The organism is Ktedonobacter sp. SOSP1-52 (assembly GCF_016587395.1).
The window spans coordinates 737,949-754,957 of record NZ_BNJH01000005.1; the positions used below are offsets into that span (position 1 = coordinate 737,949).

The window sequence follows — 17,009 nt, forward strand, 5'->3', positions numbered from 1 at the left end:
CTACTGTGGCTCTACCTGCTGGTTCACCCTGCGCCTGGTTTGTCCCAGCTTCTGCACATTTTTCTGGCGGCGCTCGCTTTCCTGTCTGGTTTTCCTCTCCATATCTATCGTTGTCAGAGCCGTTTCCAGGCTGTCCAGTTGTGTCTCTGGGGATGCAACGATGGTAGCAAGCAGAGCTTCAAATAAATGGAGCAAGCGTGCGATGGTTTCGACGCGGAACAGATCTGTCCGATATTCGAGCGATCCAGAGAGGTTGCCCTCGCTCTCCACGATGTGAAGGAACATATCAAACTTCGTAACTTCCGGCTCAAAACCAGCCGACTCGACCTGGATGCCTGGTAGTATGTTTTCTTGTGCCGAGGCATGTTCCAACGAGAATTTCACCTGGAACAATGGAGTGCGGCTGAGGTCGCGTTCAGGGTTGAGCTCCATCAGCAAGCGATCGAAGGGAAGGTCCTGGTGAACATAGGCTCCGATGGCGACCTCCCTTGTCGTATGCAGGATTTCAAGGAAACTCGGATTGCCAGAGATCTGTGTACGCAGCACCAGTTGATTGACGAAAAATCCAATCACCTCCTCCGTCTCGGCACGGTTGCGATTGGCCACGTTTGTGCCTACAACAAGATCATCCTGCCCCGTGAAGTAGTGCAGAAGCACATTGAATGCAGCCAGCAGGGTCATGAACAAGGTTGTCCCTTCGCGCTGTGAGAGCTCCCGCAGCCGCTGGCTCAGCCCGGCGGGCAGGTGTAGAGGCAGATGCCCCCCCTCAAAGGTCTGCTGCGGAGGCCGGGGATAGTCGGTGGGCAAGGCTAAAGGAGCGATGCCGCTGAGCCGCTGCTTCCAGTAATCCAGTTGCTGCTGTAAGACTTCTCCCTGGAGCCATTGCCGCTGCCAGAGTGCAAAGTCGACGTACTGTACCGGCAAGGCTGGCAGATCGGTGGCCTCACCGTGTGCTAAAGCGGTATACAGGCTGGTCAGCTCACGTACCAGGATGTCCATAGACCAGCCATCCGAGATGATGTGATGCATCGTCAGCAACAGTACATGTTCATCCCGCGATTGCGCTAAGAGCCAGCAACGCAGCAGTGGGCCGGACGCCAGATTGAAGGGCTGCTGCCTCTCTTGCTGTGCCAGCCTCTGTGTTTCCCGAGCCCGTTCCTCGGGCGTTAGATAGCTGAGATCAATCAGCACCTGCCCGGTCGTGGGCGAGGTCGCGATGCGCAGCACAGGCTGACCTTCATGGGTGGGGAAGGTCGTTCGCAGGATCTCATGGCGCCTCATGACCGCGGCTAGCGCAAGAGCCAGCGCAGCCCGATTGAGCCGTCCAGATAAGCGCACCGCCGTGGGAATGCTATACGCTGTATTGCCAGGATCGAGTTGATCCTGGAACCAGAGGCGCTGCTGAGCAAAGGAGAGCGGTAGATCTTGATTGCGCGCGACTGGCACAATGGCTGGAGCGGTAAGCCCCTGATCCTGACGCAACTGGAGCGTGAGCCAGGCCGCGAGCTCGGCCACGGTAGGGGCCTCGAAAAGTGTTCGCAGCGGTATCTCGATGCCAAGCAACCGCTGGAGGCGCGCCACCACCTGGGTGGCCAGCAGGGAATGTCCTCCCACTTCAAAGAAATTCTCATGCACATCCAGCTGTTCTCGGTCCAGGACCTGCTTCCAACACTGCAGGACGAGCTCTTCAATCGGGCTCAGCAACAGCTCTGCTTCTTTTTCTTCCTGTAACTCTCCATGTTCCCAATCGAGGGTCAGTAAGCGTTCCCGGTTCACTTTGCCATTGGCCGTCAACGGGAGCGCATCCAGCACCACGAAGTAGGCGGGAATCATGTAGGGAGGCAGCTTATCCTTCATATACCCGCGCAGGGCTGCCGACTGGTTCAGGATAACGTCCTCGCCCGGCTCTGACCGGAACACCACATAAGCAACGATCTGCTTCTCCTGTAACTCTGCACCCCGCAAAAGAACCACACACTGCTGCACCTGTGGATGCTGACCCAGCACCGTTTCTATCTCTCCTAGCTCGATGCGGTAGCCACGTAGCTTCACCTGGGCATCTGTCCGCTCCACAAACTCCAGCTGCCCATCCTCCCGATATCTTCCGCGATCGCCCGTGCGATATAGCCTGCTGCTGGGCTTCCCGCTATACGGATCTGGGACAAAGACGGTCGCGGTCCGCTCCACGTCTCCCAGATAACCACGCCCTACCCCCAGGCCTCCTACATAGATCTCGCCTACGACGCCAGTTGGCACTGGCGCGAGCTGCTCATCGAGAATGTAGAGCTGAGTATTAGCGACTGGCTGTCCAATGGGCACCCGCCATGAGCACGTCTGCTCCTCTAGAAGCGCATGCGTCACATCGTCGGAGCATTCCGTAGGACCATAGGCATTGAGTAGCTTGATTGAGCCTTGCTGCTGCCACCAGCGTTGACAAAGGGACAGAGGCATGGCCTCTCCTGTCGCGATCAACCAGCGGCCCTCCCACCGCAGATGTGGATGTTCCATCATCGCGTCTAGGAACGCTGCTATCTGAGCCGGCACCAGCTGCAGAATGCTGATAGCGGTTTGTTGGACGGCTTGCAGCAACTGGAAGGAATCATGAGAGATGGCATCGGGCAAGATGTGAACCTGTCCTCCCTGTAGCAAACAGGCAAGGAACTGCCAGACCGAGATATCAAAACACTGCGAAGCGGTCTGGGCAACGACATCGGCCTCGTCCAGATTCAGATCTTCAACCTTGGCCCAGAGATGATTCAGCATCCCTTCATGATTAATCATGACGCCTTTTGGCACTCCCGTCGAACCAGAGGTATAGATAACATAGGCGAGTTGCTGCGGCAGTAACTGAACTGGTGCCAGGGGGGCATACTCGGTCGGTGCTTCCGCCTCTATCTCCTCCAGGCAGAGCCGTTGTGAGCCAGCGGGAAGGTGCTGCTGCAGCGCTGTGTTTGTAAGGAGGAGCGATGCCTGTGCCCGTTCTAGGATGAGGCGGAGCCGTTCCTGTGGATAGGCAGGATCGAGTGGGACGTAGGCCGCGGCACAACGCCAGATCGCCAGTATACTGATGAGCAGCTCGCACGAGCGATCCATATAAAGGCCCACCAGGGTTTCTGGTCCGATGCCCCGCCGTTGTAAGACACTGGCGAGTCGCTCGGCACGCTGCCAGAGCGCCCCATAGGTGAGCTGCTGCCGTGCATCGCAGACGGCAATGCGTTCAGGTGTACGAGCCACCTGCCAGGCCAGGCACTGCATATAGTGCGATGGCGTGTTGAACTCTTTCCGCGTTTGATTGCTGTGCTGCAGCACCTCTATCTGTTCAGCAGAGGTGAGCAGGGGCAAGGTAGAGATACGTTGTTCAGGAGCACGGACGATGCTCTCCAGCAGCGTTTGGAAGTGTGCAAGGAAACGGCGCATCGTACTGGCGGCAAACAGATCAGTGTTGTATTCCAACACGCAACGCAAGCCCTGTTCATGCGGGGCCAGGGTTAGCTCAAGGTCAAACTTGGCGGTTGTCTGCACAACTTCGAGCGGTCTCCAGGTCACCCCTGCCATATCCAGGGTCGAGATAGGAAAATTCTGGAACTCAAAGGCGACCTGGAACAAGGGCTGCTGGCTCAAATCGCGTTCCAATGGCAATTGAGCAACCAGTTGTTCAAAAGGTACATCTTGATGGGCATAAGCCTGCAGCGTAACCTCATGAATGCGCGCCAACACCTCACGAAAGCTAGGGTCGCCGGATAGATCGCAACGCAGAGGAAGGGTATTAACAAAACAGCCGATCAGGCCTTCCAGCTCTTGCTGCCGTCGATTGGCTATCGAGGTGCCCACCACAATATCGTGCTGACCACTATAGCGTAGTAGCAGGACCTGGAAGCCTGCTAGAAGTGTCATAAAGAGTGTGGCACCCGCACGTTGTCCCAATGCTGCAACTTCCTGGCTCAGTGCTGCAGGAAGCATTAGTTCCTGCTGGGCACCCACATACGTCTGGATGGCTGGCCGTGGCCGATCGGTTGGAAAGTTGAGGGTAGCAGGCACATCGGCCAGTTGCCGCTGCCAGTAGTCCAGTTGCTCGTGCAGACGCTCGCCTTGCAACCATTCCTGCTGCCAGAGTGCATAATCGGCATACTGAACGGGGAGGGCTGGTAGCGACGCCTGCTCATCCCGAAGCGCGGCGCTATAGAGCGTCGTCAGTTCATTAATCAAGACGCCAGCCGACCAGCCATCAGCGATAATGTGGTGCAGGTTGAAGAGTAACGCATAGGACTCTTGTCCCAGGCGCAGCATATACACGCGCAAGAGCGGCCCCGTCGCCAGATCAAAGGGGCGCAGAGCCTCCTGCCGGGCCAGCAGTAGCACCTGTTCTTCCTGTGCCGCCGACGGCAAGTTTTGCAGATCGAGCAGTGGTAGTTGAATGGACAGCGATGGAGCGATCACCTGCATGGGCGTTCCCTGCTGGGAGATGAAAATGGTGCGCAAGTTCTCATGCCGTTGTACGATGTGCTGAAGGCTTTTCTCAAGTGCCGCGACGGAAAGGGGGCCGGACAACCGCAACGCGGCCGGGATATTGTAAGCGCTGCTTTCTGGTTCCATCTGGTGCATAAACCACAGTCGCTGCTGGGCAAAAGAGAGCGGAATCTGCTCAGGGCGTTCAGCAGGCAGGAGCGTTGGCGGTGGCTGTAAGGCTGTATGTTGCAGCAGGGCCTCGATGCGTTGAGACAGGGACGCGATCGTGGGGGCCTCAAAAAGTGTTCGCAACGGAATTTCGATCCCCGTTATTTGCTGCAGGCGTGCCACGATCTGGGTCGCAAGCAAGGAGTGTCCACCGACCTCAAAGAAGTTCTGCTCGACTTCTAGCTGATCCCGTTGCAGTACCTGCTGCCATGCCTGCATGGTTAGCTCCTCAATTGGACTGAGAAGCTTTCTACCTTCTCTCTCCTCTGGAGACGCTTCATCCCAAATGGGGGCTGGCAGCTTTTTCCTGTCGACCTTGCCATTGGCAGTTAAAGGCAAGGCGGCCAGGAACACAAAGGCGGCTGGCCGCATATACTCGGGTAGTAATTGCTGAACATGGCGACGGAGCTCTGCACTATTGGGAGCCGAATCTTCGGTATCTCGTGTCAGGTAGGCAACCAGCCGCTTATCATCTGGAATATCTTCTCGTACCACGACCACCACTTCGCGGATGCCCGGCCGTCGAGCCAGCACAGCTTCAATCTCCCCAGGCTCAATGCGGAAGCCACGCACCTTGACCTGCTGATCGACCCGCCCCAGATATTCTAGATCGCCCGCTATATCATAGCGTACCAGGTCTCCTGTACGGTATAGCCTTGCTCCCCATACATCTCCAAAGGGATCAGGAACAAAGCGTTCAGCCGTCAGATCGGCCCGTTGCCAGTACCCGGTGGCGAGTCCCGCACCTCCAACATATAGTTCGCCCGCGATACCCAGAGGCACCAACTGTTGCCGACTATCCAGTACATAGAGCCGTAGATCTTGAATAGGAGTACCTATGACGCTACCACGATCGCCCTCTAGATCGGCCTGACTCAATACACGATATGTCACATGGACCGTTGTTTCGGTGATCCCATACATATTGATCAGGCGTGGATGCTGATCCCCATGGCGCTCAAACCAGGGCCGCAGGGTCGTCAATGTCAGCGCTTCACCTCCAAAGATAACCAGGCGTAGCGCCATCTCTAGCGCGAATGGTTGCCGCGCTTCGGCATTGATCAATTGTTGGAATGCAGACGGAGTCTGGTTCAGGACGCTTACATCCTCCCTGGCGAGTAGCTGGCTAAACTCATCGGGAGAACGGCTGACCCAGTAAGGTACCACCGCTAGTCGACCTCCATAGATCAAGGCTCCCCATAACTCCCAGACCGAGAAATCAAAGGCATATGAATGAAACAGTGTCCACACATCTGTGGGCCCAAAAGAGAACCAACCCTGTGTCATCGAGAATAGTCGATGCACGTTGATATGGGGGACCATAACACCCTTGGGCCTTCCAGTTGAGCCAGAAGTATAGATCATATAGGCCGCATTCTGGGGCATTACTGTACATGCTGGATTGTGCGCTGGTTGGTCGGCTAGCCATTGCCGATGTGTATCCAGGCAGAGCACGGAACAGGTAAGGCTGGGCAGGTGGGTGAGCTGGTCAGATTGTGTAATTACCATGTTGACCTGGGCATCATCGATGACATTGGCCAGCCACTCGGCTGGATAGGTTGGGTCTAGAGGAATGTACGCCCCACCAGCCTTGAGGACCGCAAGCAGGGCGACCACCAGTTCAGGTGAGCGTTCAAGGGCAATAGCGACAAAGACCTCAGGACCAACTCCGGCCTGTTGCAGTGCGTGCGCGAGCTGATTGGAGCGCGCATTGAGCTCCTGGTATGTCAGCACGTGCTCCTCATAGCTCAGGGCGATGCGATCAGGGACCAGCGCCACCTGCTCCTCGAAGAGTTGGTGGATGCAGCGGGCGCGAGACAGTTCTTGAGGAGCAGTATACTCCAGGTGTATAAGCTGCTCACGTTCCTCTTCAGTCAGCAAGGGTAGGCCTGTGATCGGCCTGGCTGGACCCTCAACAATAGCTTCCAGGAGTACCTGCCAGTGGCCAAGCAAGCGGCTGATCGTTCCCGGCTCGAACAGATCCGCATTGTATTCAAGCTCACAATACAGCCCCTCAGTGGTCTCCGTGACCAGGAGCATCAGATCGAATTTCGCGGTAGTCTGCTCAAGTTCGAGGTTGGTAAGGGTGAGGCCAGGCAGACGCGGTGTTTGAGCCACCTCTGCTAATTGCTGGAAGTTCAGCATAGCCTGGAAGAGGGGTGAGCGGCTCTGATCGCGCTCAACCTGTACCGCATCTACCACTTGCTCGAAGGGGATATCCTGGTGGGCATAGGCACCGAGACAGACCTCGCGTACCCGTGTCAGGAGTTCCTGAAAGGAGGGATCTCCCGAGAGATCGGTACGCAGCACCAATGTATTGACAAAAAAGCCAACCAGCCCCTCAATCTCCTCGCGTGTTCGATTGGCAATGGGGGTACCCACCGCGACATCCCATTGCTGGCTATAGCGGGCCAACAGCACCTGCAAGGCGGCCAGCAGCGTCATAAATAGGGTAACGCCTTCTTGCTGTGATAGCGTCTGTAGTCGCCGCGAGAGGGCGCTGGATAGCCACAGCGGTCGTCGTGCGCCTCGGAACGTCTGCATGGGGGGGCGAGGATGATCGGTGGGCAACTGTAAGGCCGGCGTATCCGCCAGTTGCCGCTTCCAGTAGTCTAGCTGTTGTTGAAACATGCTCCCTTGCAACCACTGGTGCTGCCAGAGTGCATAATCGGCATATTGTACTGGTAGCGCGGGCAGAGCGGGCTCTTCTCCCTGTGCAAATGCTTGATACAGGCTGGTCAGTTCCCGTAGCAAGATCGTAATTGACCAGCCATCGGTGACGATGTGGTGCATGCAAAGGAGCAAGATATAGTTTTGTCTATCCAGTTGCAGCAGCCAGTTGCGCAACAGGGGACCATGCGCCAGATCGAAAGGCTGCCTGGCTTCCTGACGGGCTAGCCGCAGGGCTACATCCTCGCGCTCTTCCCTGGGTAGGCCACCAAGGTCCAGCACATGCAGTTGTGTGCTGGCCGCAGGTGCGATCAGCTGAAAGGGTTTACCCTGCTGATCGGGAAAGTTGGTGCGCAGGCTCTCATGCCGGGCTATCAGCCGGACCAGCGCTCGATCCAGGGCTACACGGTCCAACTGACCCTGCAAACGTACGGCGCTGGAAATGGTATATGTACTACTCTGAGGGTCCAACTGATGCAGGAACCACAGCCGCTGCTGGGCAAAAGAGAGCGGAATCCGCTCAGGACGTGCGACGGGCACGAGCGCGGGAAGTGTTTGTGAGCTGCTGTCATGCAGCAGTGCCTCAATATGGTGTGACAGAGATGCAATCGTAGGGGACTCAAAGAGCGTACGCAGCGGGAGCTCTATCTGAAACACTTCTCGAGCCTGGGCAACGGCGCGGGTAGCCAACAATGAATGACCGCCCAGCTCAAAAAAGTTATCAGTGACGCCAACCTGCACAAGGCCAAGTAGCTTCTCCCACAGCCCCGCCAGTATCTTTTCGACCGCCGTACGTGGCGCCTGATAAGCCGCTCCCAGGCCTGTTCGGCTGGCTTCGATCACGGGTAATGCCTGGAGATCCACCTTGCCATTCGGCGTCAGCGGCAGGACATCTAGCTGTATAAAAGCGGAGGGCACCATATAGTTGGGGAGCCGCTCCTTTAAGAAATTATAGAGATCGCTATTGTCGAGCGTCGTAGCAGCGACCACGTAGGCAACAAGATATTTGTCCTCTGGATTCTCATCATTGGCTCTAACGACGGTATCCTGCATGCCTGGATAGCGTCGCAGGTGTGCTTCAATTTCTCCTAATTCGATGCGGAAGCCGCGGATCTTTACCTGATAATCGATGCGACCGATAAACTCAATACTGCCATCGGGCAGATAGCGTCCCCTGTCGCCAGTTTTGTAGAGGCGCGCGCCCGTCTGCTCGCTAAAAGGATCAGGCAGGAACACCTCCGCCGTGCGCTGTGGATCACCAAAATAGCCTCGCCCAACCCCTATACCTCCGACATATATTTCACCATAAGCCCGAGCTGGTACAGGCGATAAGTTTGAATCCAGGATATATACCTGCATATTGGCTACCGGGTGACCAATAGAGACCGTACTGGCCGTCTCTAGAGGAGGTTGCTCAATAATATGGTGGGTGACGTCATCGGAACATTCCGTCGGACCATAGGCATTGACCATAGGCGTGTGGGCCTGACGCGCCAGCCAGCGCTGGCAAAGCGTGGGCGATACGGCCTCTCCTGTTACGAGCAGATGGCGTAGCGCCGGTAGCTGTTGGGATGCGGACCCACTCTCTTGCATCGCCTCAAGCAGAAATTTGAGTACCGAGGGTACGGTTTCGTAGATTGAGATGCCCTCGCGTTCCAGGGCGAGTAGCAGTTGTGCCGGATCATGAGAGATGCTATCTGGAAAAATAGCGACGCGCCCGCCGACAAGTAGCGAGGCCAGAAACTGCCAGACCGAGATATCAAAGCACTGTGAGGCGGTCTGAGCAATACTGTCTGCGGCCGTAAGCTGCAAATCATTAATCTTGGCGTATAGGTGATTGAGCATGCCTTCCTGCTCGACCATCGCCCCTTTAGGTGTTCCTGTGGAGCCGGAAGTATAAATGACATAGGCGAGTTGCTGAGGGCAGACCGTAACCGCCAGGTTCTCCTCGCTCTGTCTTTGAGTGAGAAGTTCCTTCCCATCGATATCCTCTATATAGGAGATGCGCACGGCCGATCCTCTCTCAGTCTGTGCACCTATGGACTCGGCGGTCGCGGCAAAGCTGTGGGTTGTGAGGAGCACCTCGCTGGCGCTATCCTTTACTATCTGCTGCAGCCTGCCTACCGGGTGGAGTGGATCGAGCGGCAGATATGCTGCACCGGTCTTAAAGATCGCCAGCATCGCGACCAGGAAATGAATCTCTCTTTCAGCCAGGAGCGCGACCAGGCTCTCGGGTCCAATTCCGTGTGCCTGGAGATGATGTGCCAGGCGGTTGGCGCGTCGATTGAGCTCCTGATAACTGACCTGATCCTCTCCACAGATTAGCGCGATCGCCTCTGGCGTACGCAGAACCTGGTCTTCAAAATGTTGATGCAGGCTATATGGTTGAGGAATGGCCAACTGAGCCCCCTGGCTATATTTCAGCACTTCCGCCTGCTCAGCCGGGCCCATTACGGTCAGTTCCGCGAGGCGACGTTGTGGATAGGCCAGCAGCTGGTGCAGCAGTGCCTCCCATCCCTGAATCATGGACTCGATGGTTTCCTTGGTGAAGAGATCGGTGCTGTACTCCATGACGCAGAGCAAGCCCTGCTCATTTTCCAGCGTCGTCAAGGAGAGATCAAACTTGGCGGTCGTATTTTCGCCCGCGTAGGGATCGATGGTCACGCCATCCAGATCAATCTCGGGGATCGGCATGTTTTGCAGGCCGAATAGCACCTGAAAGAGTGGTGTCCTGCTCAGATCACGCTCGGGCTGCAGGGCCTCAACCAGCTTCTCAAACGGCAGATCCTGGTGCGTGTAGGCTTCGATCGCTATGTTGCGTACGCGCCGCAGCAAGTCAGGGAACGCCGGATTCCCTGACAGGTCGGTACGCATCACCAATGTATTAATGAAAGGACCAATCAGATCTTCAATCCCGGCATGTTGTCGATTAGCGGTTGGAGTGCCCACCGCGATATCGTTCTGGCCGGTGTAACGAGCGAGCAAGACCTGGAAGCTGGCCAGCAGGGTCATAAACAGCGTAGCACCCTCGTTCTGGCTTAAGCGTTTCAACCCATCAACCAGATCGCGCGAAAGCTGATAGTTGAGCTCCGCGCCACGGAAACTTTGTATGCCTGGGCGTGGATAATCCGTTGGCAGCTCTAGCGGAGCAATCCCCTCCAGTTGTTGTCTCCAATAACGCAGCTGCGTATCAAATACCCCGCTCTGGAGATAGTGGTGTTGCCAGAGGGCATAGTCGGCATACTGTATGGACAGCTCAGCGAGCTGTGCAGGCTCATTTTTCACATGAGCCATATAGAAGGAATGCAATTCTCGGAGTAAGACACCATTGGACCAGCCATCGGAGACAATATGGTGCATGGTAAGCAGCAGCACATACTCCTCATGATCAGCCAGGCAGAGCAGAAGCGTGCGGAATAGAGGTCCCTGGGTAAGATTGAAGGGGCGTTGTGCCTCTTGCTGTCTCAATAGTCTCACTTCATCCTCACGCTGCTGCGGCGTCAGCGACTGAAGCCGTTTTTGTTCAAGATGATATTCGCTCCATAGATTGATATGCTGCAGCGGCTGCCCATTTTTAACGACGAAGGTTGTGCGTAAGATTTCATGTCGTCTCACGACCTCGCCCAGGCTATACTCCAGGGCTTCAACAGAAAGCTTCCCTTTCAGGTGTAGCGCAAAAGGTACATTATAGGCAGTACTATCTGAATCTAGTTGATAGAAGAACCATAGACGCTCTTGAGAAAACGAGAGAGGTAGATCCTGATCACGTGAGACAGCCGTAATAGCAGGAGTCGCAGCAGGGCGACTATCGTGCAGGGCAGACTCCACCAATTTAGCCAGGCTGGCGACGGTCGGCGCATCAAAGAGACTCACGATCGGCAAATTGACCTGTAGTGTGGCTTTGATCCTGGAAATAACCTGTGTGATCAGTAGTGAATGGCCGCCAGCCTTAAAGAAATCATCGTGAATGCCAATGCGTGGAGTTTGCAGCACATCCTGCCAGATAGAGGCTAGAATGTCTTCAATGGGACTGCGTGGAGCGGCATACTGTACCTGTGTCATGCTCACCTGCTGCTCAAGCAATGGTAGAGCCCGGTAATCAAGTTTGCCATTGGCATTGAGCGGCAAGGCCGGTAACTGCATGATGAAAGCAGGAATCATATACTCAGGCACTATCGTGTGGAGGAACGCACGCAGATCGCCATGGACCGCCCCTGCCTGCAGATCAGAGACAACATAGGCGATCAGCCGATCCTCATGATGTACCGCTGCAGCCTCACGCACAGAAGGATGTTGGCGTAATGCCGCCTCAACTTCTCCCAGCTCAATGCGATACCCTCGCAGCTTCACCTGCCGATCGGCCCGGCCAATAAACTCAACCATGCCATCGGGAGTGTAGCGTGCGAGATCACCCGTCTTATACACGTGCACCTGAGCATCCTGGGAGAACGGATGGGGAAGAAAGCGCGTTTGAGCCAGCTCCGCCTGATGCAGATACCCAGCGGCCAGGCCATCTCCGCTGATAAGTAATTCTCCCGTTACGCCTACCGGAACGATCTGCTGATAGCGATCGACAATGCATATCTGGACATTAGAGATCGGGTAGCCGATGGGCACCGTGGCCTGCTCATGATCAGCCAACTGAGCAGCACTGAGATCCCGCAACGGACCCAGCTCATTCACCAGGGCTCCGATAGTCGTCTCAGTAGGTCCATAGTGATTGATGATGGAGCAATCCGCGCCCCGCTGCTGGATGGTAGATAGTAAGGAGCGCGGCAATGCCTCGCCACCCAGGATGAGATACCGGCGAGGCAGGATGGTCCGATCGCCGCAACTGGCCAGCAGTGCTTGTAAATGCGAAGGAACAATTTTGAGCACATCTATCGGTTGCTGCTCATGATAGCTGGCAAACGTCTCACCAGAAGTCAGTGTTTCATAGGAAAGTATGTGTAAGCAGCCGCCAGAGGCCAGTGAGCTAAAGATAGAGGTATTGCCCAGATCGGCCGCTAACGTCGAAACGGTAGCAAAGTGTAAACCGGGCTCTGGCGCGATTCGCCTGCACATATCAGTGGTATAGTTGACCGCGCCCCGCTGTCGAATCAGCACCCCCTTAGGTGTTCCTGTTGAACCTGAGGTATAAATGACATATGCCAGATTTTCCGCGTCTGTCGTAGATAGAGGAGTGTCCGCTGCTTCATGATCAAGCAAACGTATATCCCTATCCAGGCAGAAGACCTGACCTGAAAATGCTGGCAGACGTGCCAGAAGATGCTCTTGTGTCAGTAAGACAGGAGCCTGCGTATCTCCAAGTTGAAAGGCTATGCGTGCCGGAGGACTATCAGGATCAAGTGGCACATAGGCGCCGCCAGCTTTTAAGACCGCCAGCAAGCCAATCAGCCCGTCCAGGCCACGCTCAACATACAGGCACACCAACACATCAGGGCCAACCCCATGTCGCTGCAGCCAGTGAGCCAGGCGATTAGCCCGGACATGTAGCTGTTCGTACGTCAGCTGTTGACCGTCACAGACGACTGCCAGCGCTCCCGGGCTTCTCGCGGCCTGCTCCTCAAAGAGCTGTTGCAACGTCTGAGAAGAATAGCTATGTTCGGGACCACGAAAAGCTGCCAGCAACCCCTCCTGTTCAGCGTGGTTGACAATTGGCAGGCGGCTAACAGGGGTTTGTAAGTGTGTCGGAGCAGCCTGCAGCAGTGTACGTAGGGCATGAGCAATCTGCATGGCTTGTTCTGGCAGCACGCAAGCTGCATCATACTGTATTTCCCACTGAAGAGTAGAGGCAACCTGTTGTAGGACGAGCTTGAGCACAAAGCGTTCAGTGTAACCGAAACACTGCTGGAGCTTAAAATGGATATTTCCTGCAATGATATCCTCGGGCCAGTGTTCAAACTCGAAGCTCCATGGAAAAAAATCGCCAGCTTGTTGCCGATTGAGTGTGGTCATAATATCCCAGCTAAAGTAGAGCTGTGCCGCACTGGCTCGATTGAGCGAGCTCTGCATCTGCGTAAGGGTCTGCGCAAACGTGCTATCCGGCGCGAATTCAGCCAGCAGAGGGACGAAGCGCGTATAAGGCCCAAGTGCACCCGCCAGCTCTTCGTAATTACGTCCATCACAGGCCACCCCAAGTGGTATGCCCTCCTCACCGGTCAAGCGCCAGAGCAGGATATGCCAGCAAGCTAAAAAGAACGTATTGGGAGCGACACCCAGTTGCTCTAAAACCGATAGCGAGGGCATATCGAGAGCTTCGCGGGCCACCCTTTGAGGAGTAAAGGGAGTACCAGCTTTCAGCTCTGCCATTGCTGTCGGCGCGAACGGCAGGCGCAACGCTGCTATTGGTGAAATATCTTTCTGCGTCCAGAAGGTTTGCTGTAGCCGGGCATCATCTTCTTCCAGGATCTCTTTTTGCCAGGCCGAGACATCCGCATACTGCAGAACGTCATCATCAACACTTGTACTTCCCTGCAGGCGAGCCATATATGCCCGGGCCAACTCAGCGATAATACCCTTGAGTGTTGGGATATCCGCACAGAGAGCAGGTAAGCTCAGGAGCAAAAGTGTCCGAGACTCAGCGCACCGTAACAGCATGGCCTGCATGGTAGGACCAGAGGACAGATCATGCGATTTTGCTCGAACTGCCATTAACGCGGCCTCAGCCCAATCTTGTTGAGCAGCTAGGTCCAGACCGCTCAGATTGCATTTTTCGAATGCAAACTCTGCATCAGGGTTAATTACCTGTACCGGTATATCCATACCTGGTAAGCGATGGAAGACCGTTCTCAGAATTTCATTCTGGCGAATCACATCTTCCAATGCCAGGCGAAGCATATCGTCACGTAGCGATCCTTCCAGGGAGATGGCACACTGAACCCAATATGTCTGCTGACCTTGCTGCAAATCCCATAAATGGTGTTGTTGACTTGAAAGATGAGATCCCCGTAAACCTGCCATATGCATATATTCGTCTACTCCTCACCCTGGCTTCTACGACAAAGGAAATGATTTCTGTTCTAGTAAAGGTACCACCTTCCTTTACTGGTGAACTATCCCCCCTGGAGAGGAATTTTAGCCATAAAATGCGAAAGAGAAGAGATGCCTGTATACCCTATCCTTGCTAAAGTTTTAGCAAAAGCAGGGTATGAGGATGCCAATTCTCTCTCTTATTTTGATCAAAAAATCCTCCTTCAATAGGATGGTCCAGCGAATATGAAAAAACGTATGTTATTGGTATGAGGAACTGCTATCCAGATAGAAAAAGAAGAAGGAAGGGAAGATGGAAAAAAAGCCAAGTCTCAAAGCGAGTATTCGAAGAAACATACAAGAACGGCGTGAAGAAATCAATCTTGGCAGTTTGAAACTGACACAGGAGGGCTATTTAGAGCCAGGCCTCTCTTTTCCGCTGGTTGTGAGGCCTGCAATGGATGGAGTGAACCTGGTAGCCTGGACCGAAAATAACAAGGAACATCTCAACTCTGAACTGGCCAAACATGGCGCGATCCTTTTTCGTGATTTCCCGCTTGGCTCGGCCGCAAAATTTGAAGCATTCGCGACTGCCGCGAGCGTGAGTGGGGAACTCTTCAATGAATACGGGGACCTGCCGCGTGATGATCCTGGATTGAAAATCTATCACTCGACACCCTACCCGGCTGACAAGACCATTTTATTTCATAATGAAAGCTCGCACATGCATCGCTGGCCGCTCAAGCAATGGTTCTATTGCGTCACAGTAGCTGGTGGTAAGGGGGCTACGCCAATTATCGATTGTCGTCAGACCTACAAAGCACTGGACCCGGCCCTGGTTCGGCGCTTCGCCGAGAAGAAATTGCTCTATGTGCGCAATTTTATTGACGGCTTAGATGTTAGCTGGCAGCAGTTTTTTCAGACGAAAAATAAAGAGCGCGTAGAGGAATACTGCCGCAATGCCTCAATAGACTTTGAATGGAAGAGTGAGCGTCATCTGAGAACACGGCAGGTGTGTCCTGCCGTTGTCAAGCATCCATTGACAGGAGAAATGAGCTTCTTCAACCAGATCCAGCTCCATCATATCTCGTGCCTTGATCCGGAAGTACGAGAATCCATGCTCTCGATGTTTTCAGAGGAAGACCTGCCTAGAAATGTCTACTATGGAGATGGTACCCCGATTGAAGATTCCACCGTAGCCGAAATCAGCGAGTTGTACGAGAAAATGGCGGTCCGTTTTCAATGGCAGGCAAACGACATATTGATGCTCGATAACATGATGATCGCGCATGCACGTGATCCATTTGAAGGCAACCGCAAAATACTTGTTGCGATGGCGGACATCATGTATCAGAAAGACTTTATCTAACAACGGTCGTGCCTTGTTGATGTTATCTTTCTGCTTTACCTGAGAACCGTTGCTCCTTCTGATATGAGTGAAGCCCGACACTTTGTTCCTTTTTAGGTGATGTAGCCTGATGCAGAGATCCCTACGGGCAAATAGGGAAGGTGAAAGGTGTCTGCGTGACGACTCATCCGCCACGCAGACACCTTTCAATCATGATAAGAAGGCCCATCTCCAGAATGGCAGCTCAATGGAAGGGCAAGCAATAGCGTACAAGTGATAGAGAGAAGCCAAACTGATGATAAATTTTAGCATAATACAGGACGTACCTCTTGTTGAACTCAGTAATATGGTGCAAAGCATCGGGAATACCCCTATTCATCCTATACAGATGCTCATCAATAAAAAGATCCACACTGTGCATTTGAAGCTGGAATGCGAAAATCCAACCGGCTCAATGAAAGACCGAACCGGTTACGGACTGATTCAGGATCTGGAAGATCGAGGTTTGCTCAGTCCGTCCTCAACTATTGTCGAGTCAACATCAGGTAATCTAGGCGTGGCACTGGCGCTCATCTGCAAATCGAGAAGATACCAGTTTATCGCTGTCGTTGATCCGAAAACCACACAAGAGAACATCTCCAAAATGGAGGCCCTGAATGCTCGAATCGATTACGTTCAGCAGCCAGATGAGAATGGAGGCTATCTGCTCTCGCGATTAGCACGTGTTCAGGAACTATGTGCCCTGAATGAGCAGTATGTGTGGACCAATCAGTACGCCAATAGCGCCAACCCCACAATACATTATCTCAGTACCGGTCCTGAGATCTATCAGCAGATGAATGGGAAGCTCGACGCCATTTTTGCGCCGGTTTCGACAGGTGGAACACTGGCTGGTATTGGTCGTTATCTGCGTAAAGTGCATCCCGCGACGACCATTGTTGGTGTGGATGCTCATGGATCGATGGCCTTTGGGGCACCGCCCGCCACCAGAAGATTGACCGGGATAGGCTCATCCAGACGCTCGAATTTCATCACCCATGCTCTCTATGATCACGCCATCCATGTACGCGATGAAGAAGCCTTTGCGTACTGCCACGCCCTATACGAGAAAACCGGCTTACTGCTGGGCGGGTCAAGTGGGTGCGTACTCTTTGCGTGCGCAAACTTTCTCGCCACCCATCCCGACATGAAAGATATTGTGTGTGTGTGCGCTGACAGCGGAGAGAATTATAAAACGACCATCTTTGAACGTGCCTGGCTACAGCAACTGAACATCGACTATTTTGAGCAGCAGCACCAATTAGCCCTAGATACACTTCTTCCGGAGCTGCAGGCATGACTCGTG

3 protein-coding genes are annotated in these 17,009 nt (G+C 54.3%); 2 read left to right on the plus strand and 1 reads right to left on the minus strand.

Features of this window, described 5'->3' with window-relative positions:
- On the minus strand, window positions 1–14,313 hold the full coding sequence (locus JMJ16_RS43740; protein ID WP_201391862.1) for a non-ribosomal peptide synthase/polyketide synthase: 14,313 nt from the start codon (window positions 14,311–14,313) through the stop codon (window positions 1–3).
- Between the two features lie 316 nt (window positions 14,314–14,629).
- Here JMJ16_RS43740 and JMJ16_RS43745 point away from each other — a divergent pair, with 316 nt between their 5' ends.
- Together JMJ16_RS43745 and JMJ16_RS43750 are read left to right on the plus strand one after the other, a co-directional pair.
- Entirely contained in the window at window positions 14,630–15,685 is a 1,056-nt protein-coding gene (locus JMJ16_RS43745; RefSeq protein WP_201391864.1) for a TauD/TfdA family dioxygenase, read from the plus strand.
- A 274-nt stretch (window positions 15,686–15,959) separates the two neighbouring features.
- Window positions 15,960–17,003 (plus strand): pyridoxal-phosphate dependent enzyme, encoded by a 1,044-nt coding sequence (locus JMJ16_RS43750; protein ID WP_201391866.1) that lies wholly within the window; start codon window positions 15,960–15,962, stop codon window positions 17,001–17,003.
- Window positions 17,004–17,009: the final 6 nt, after the last annotated feature.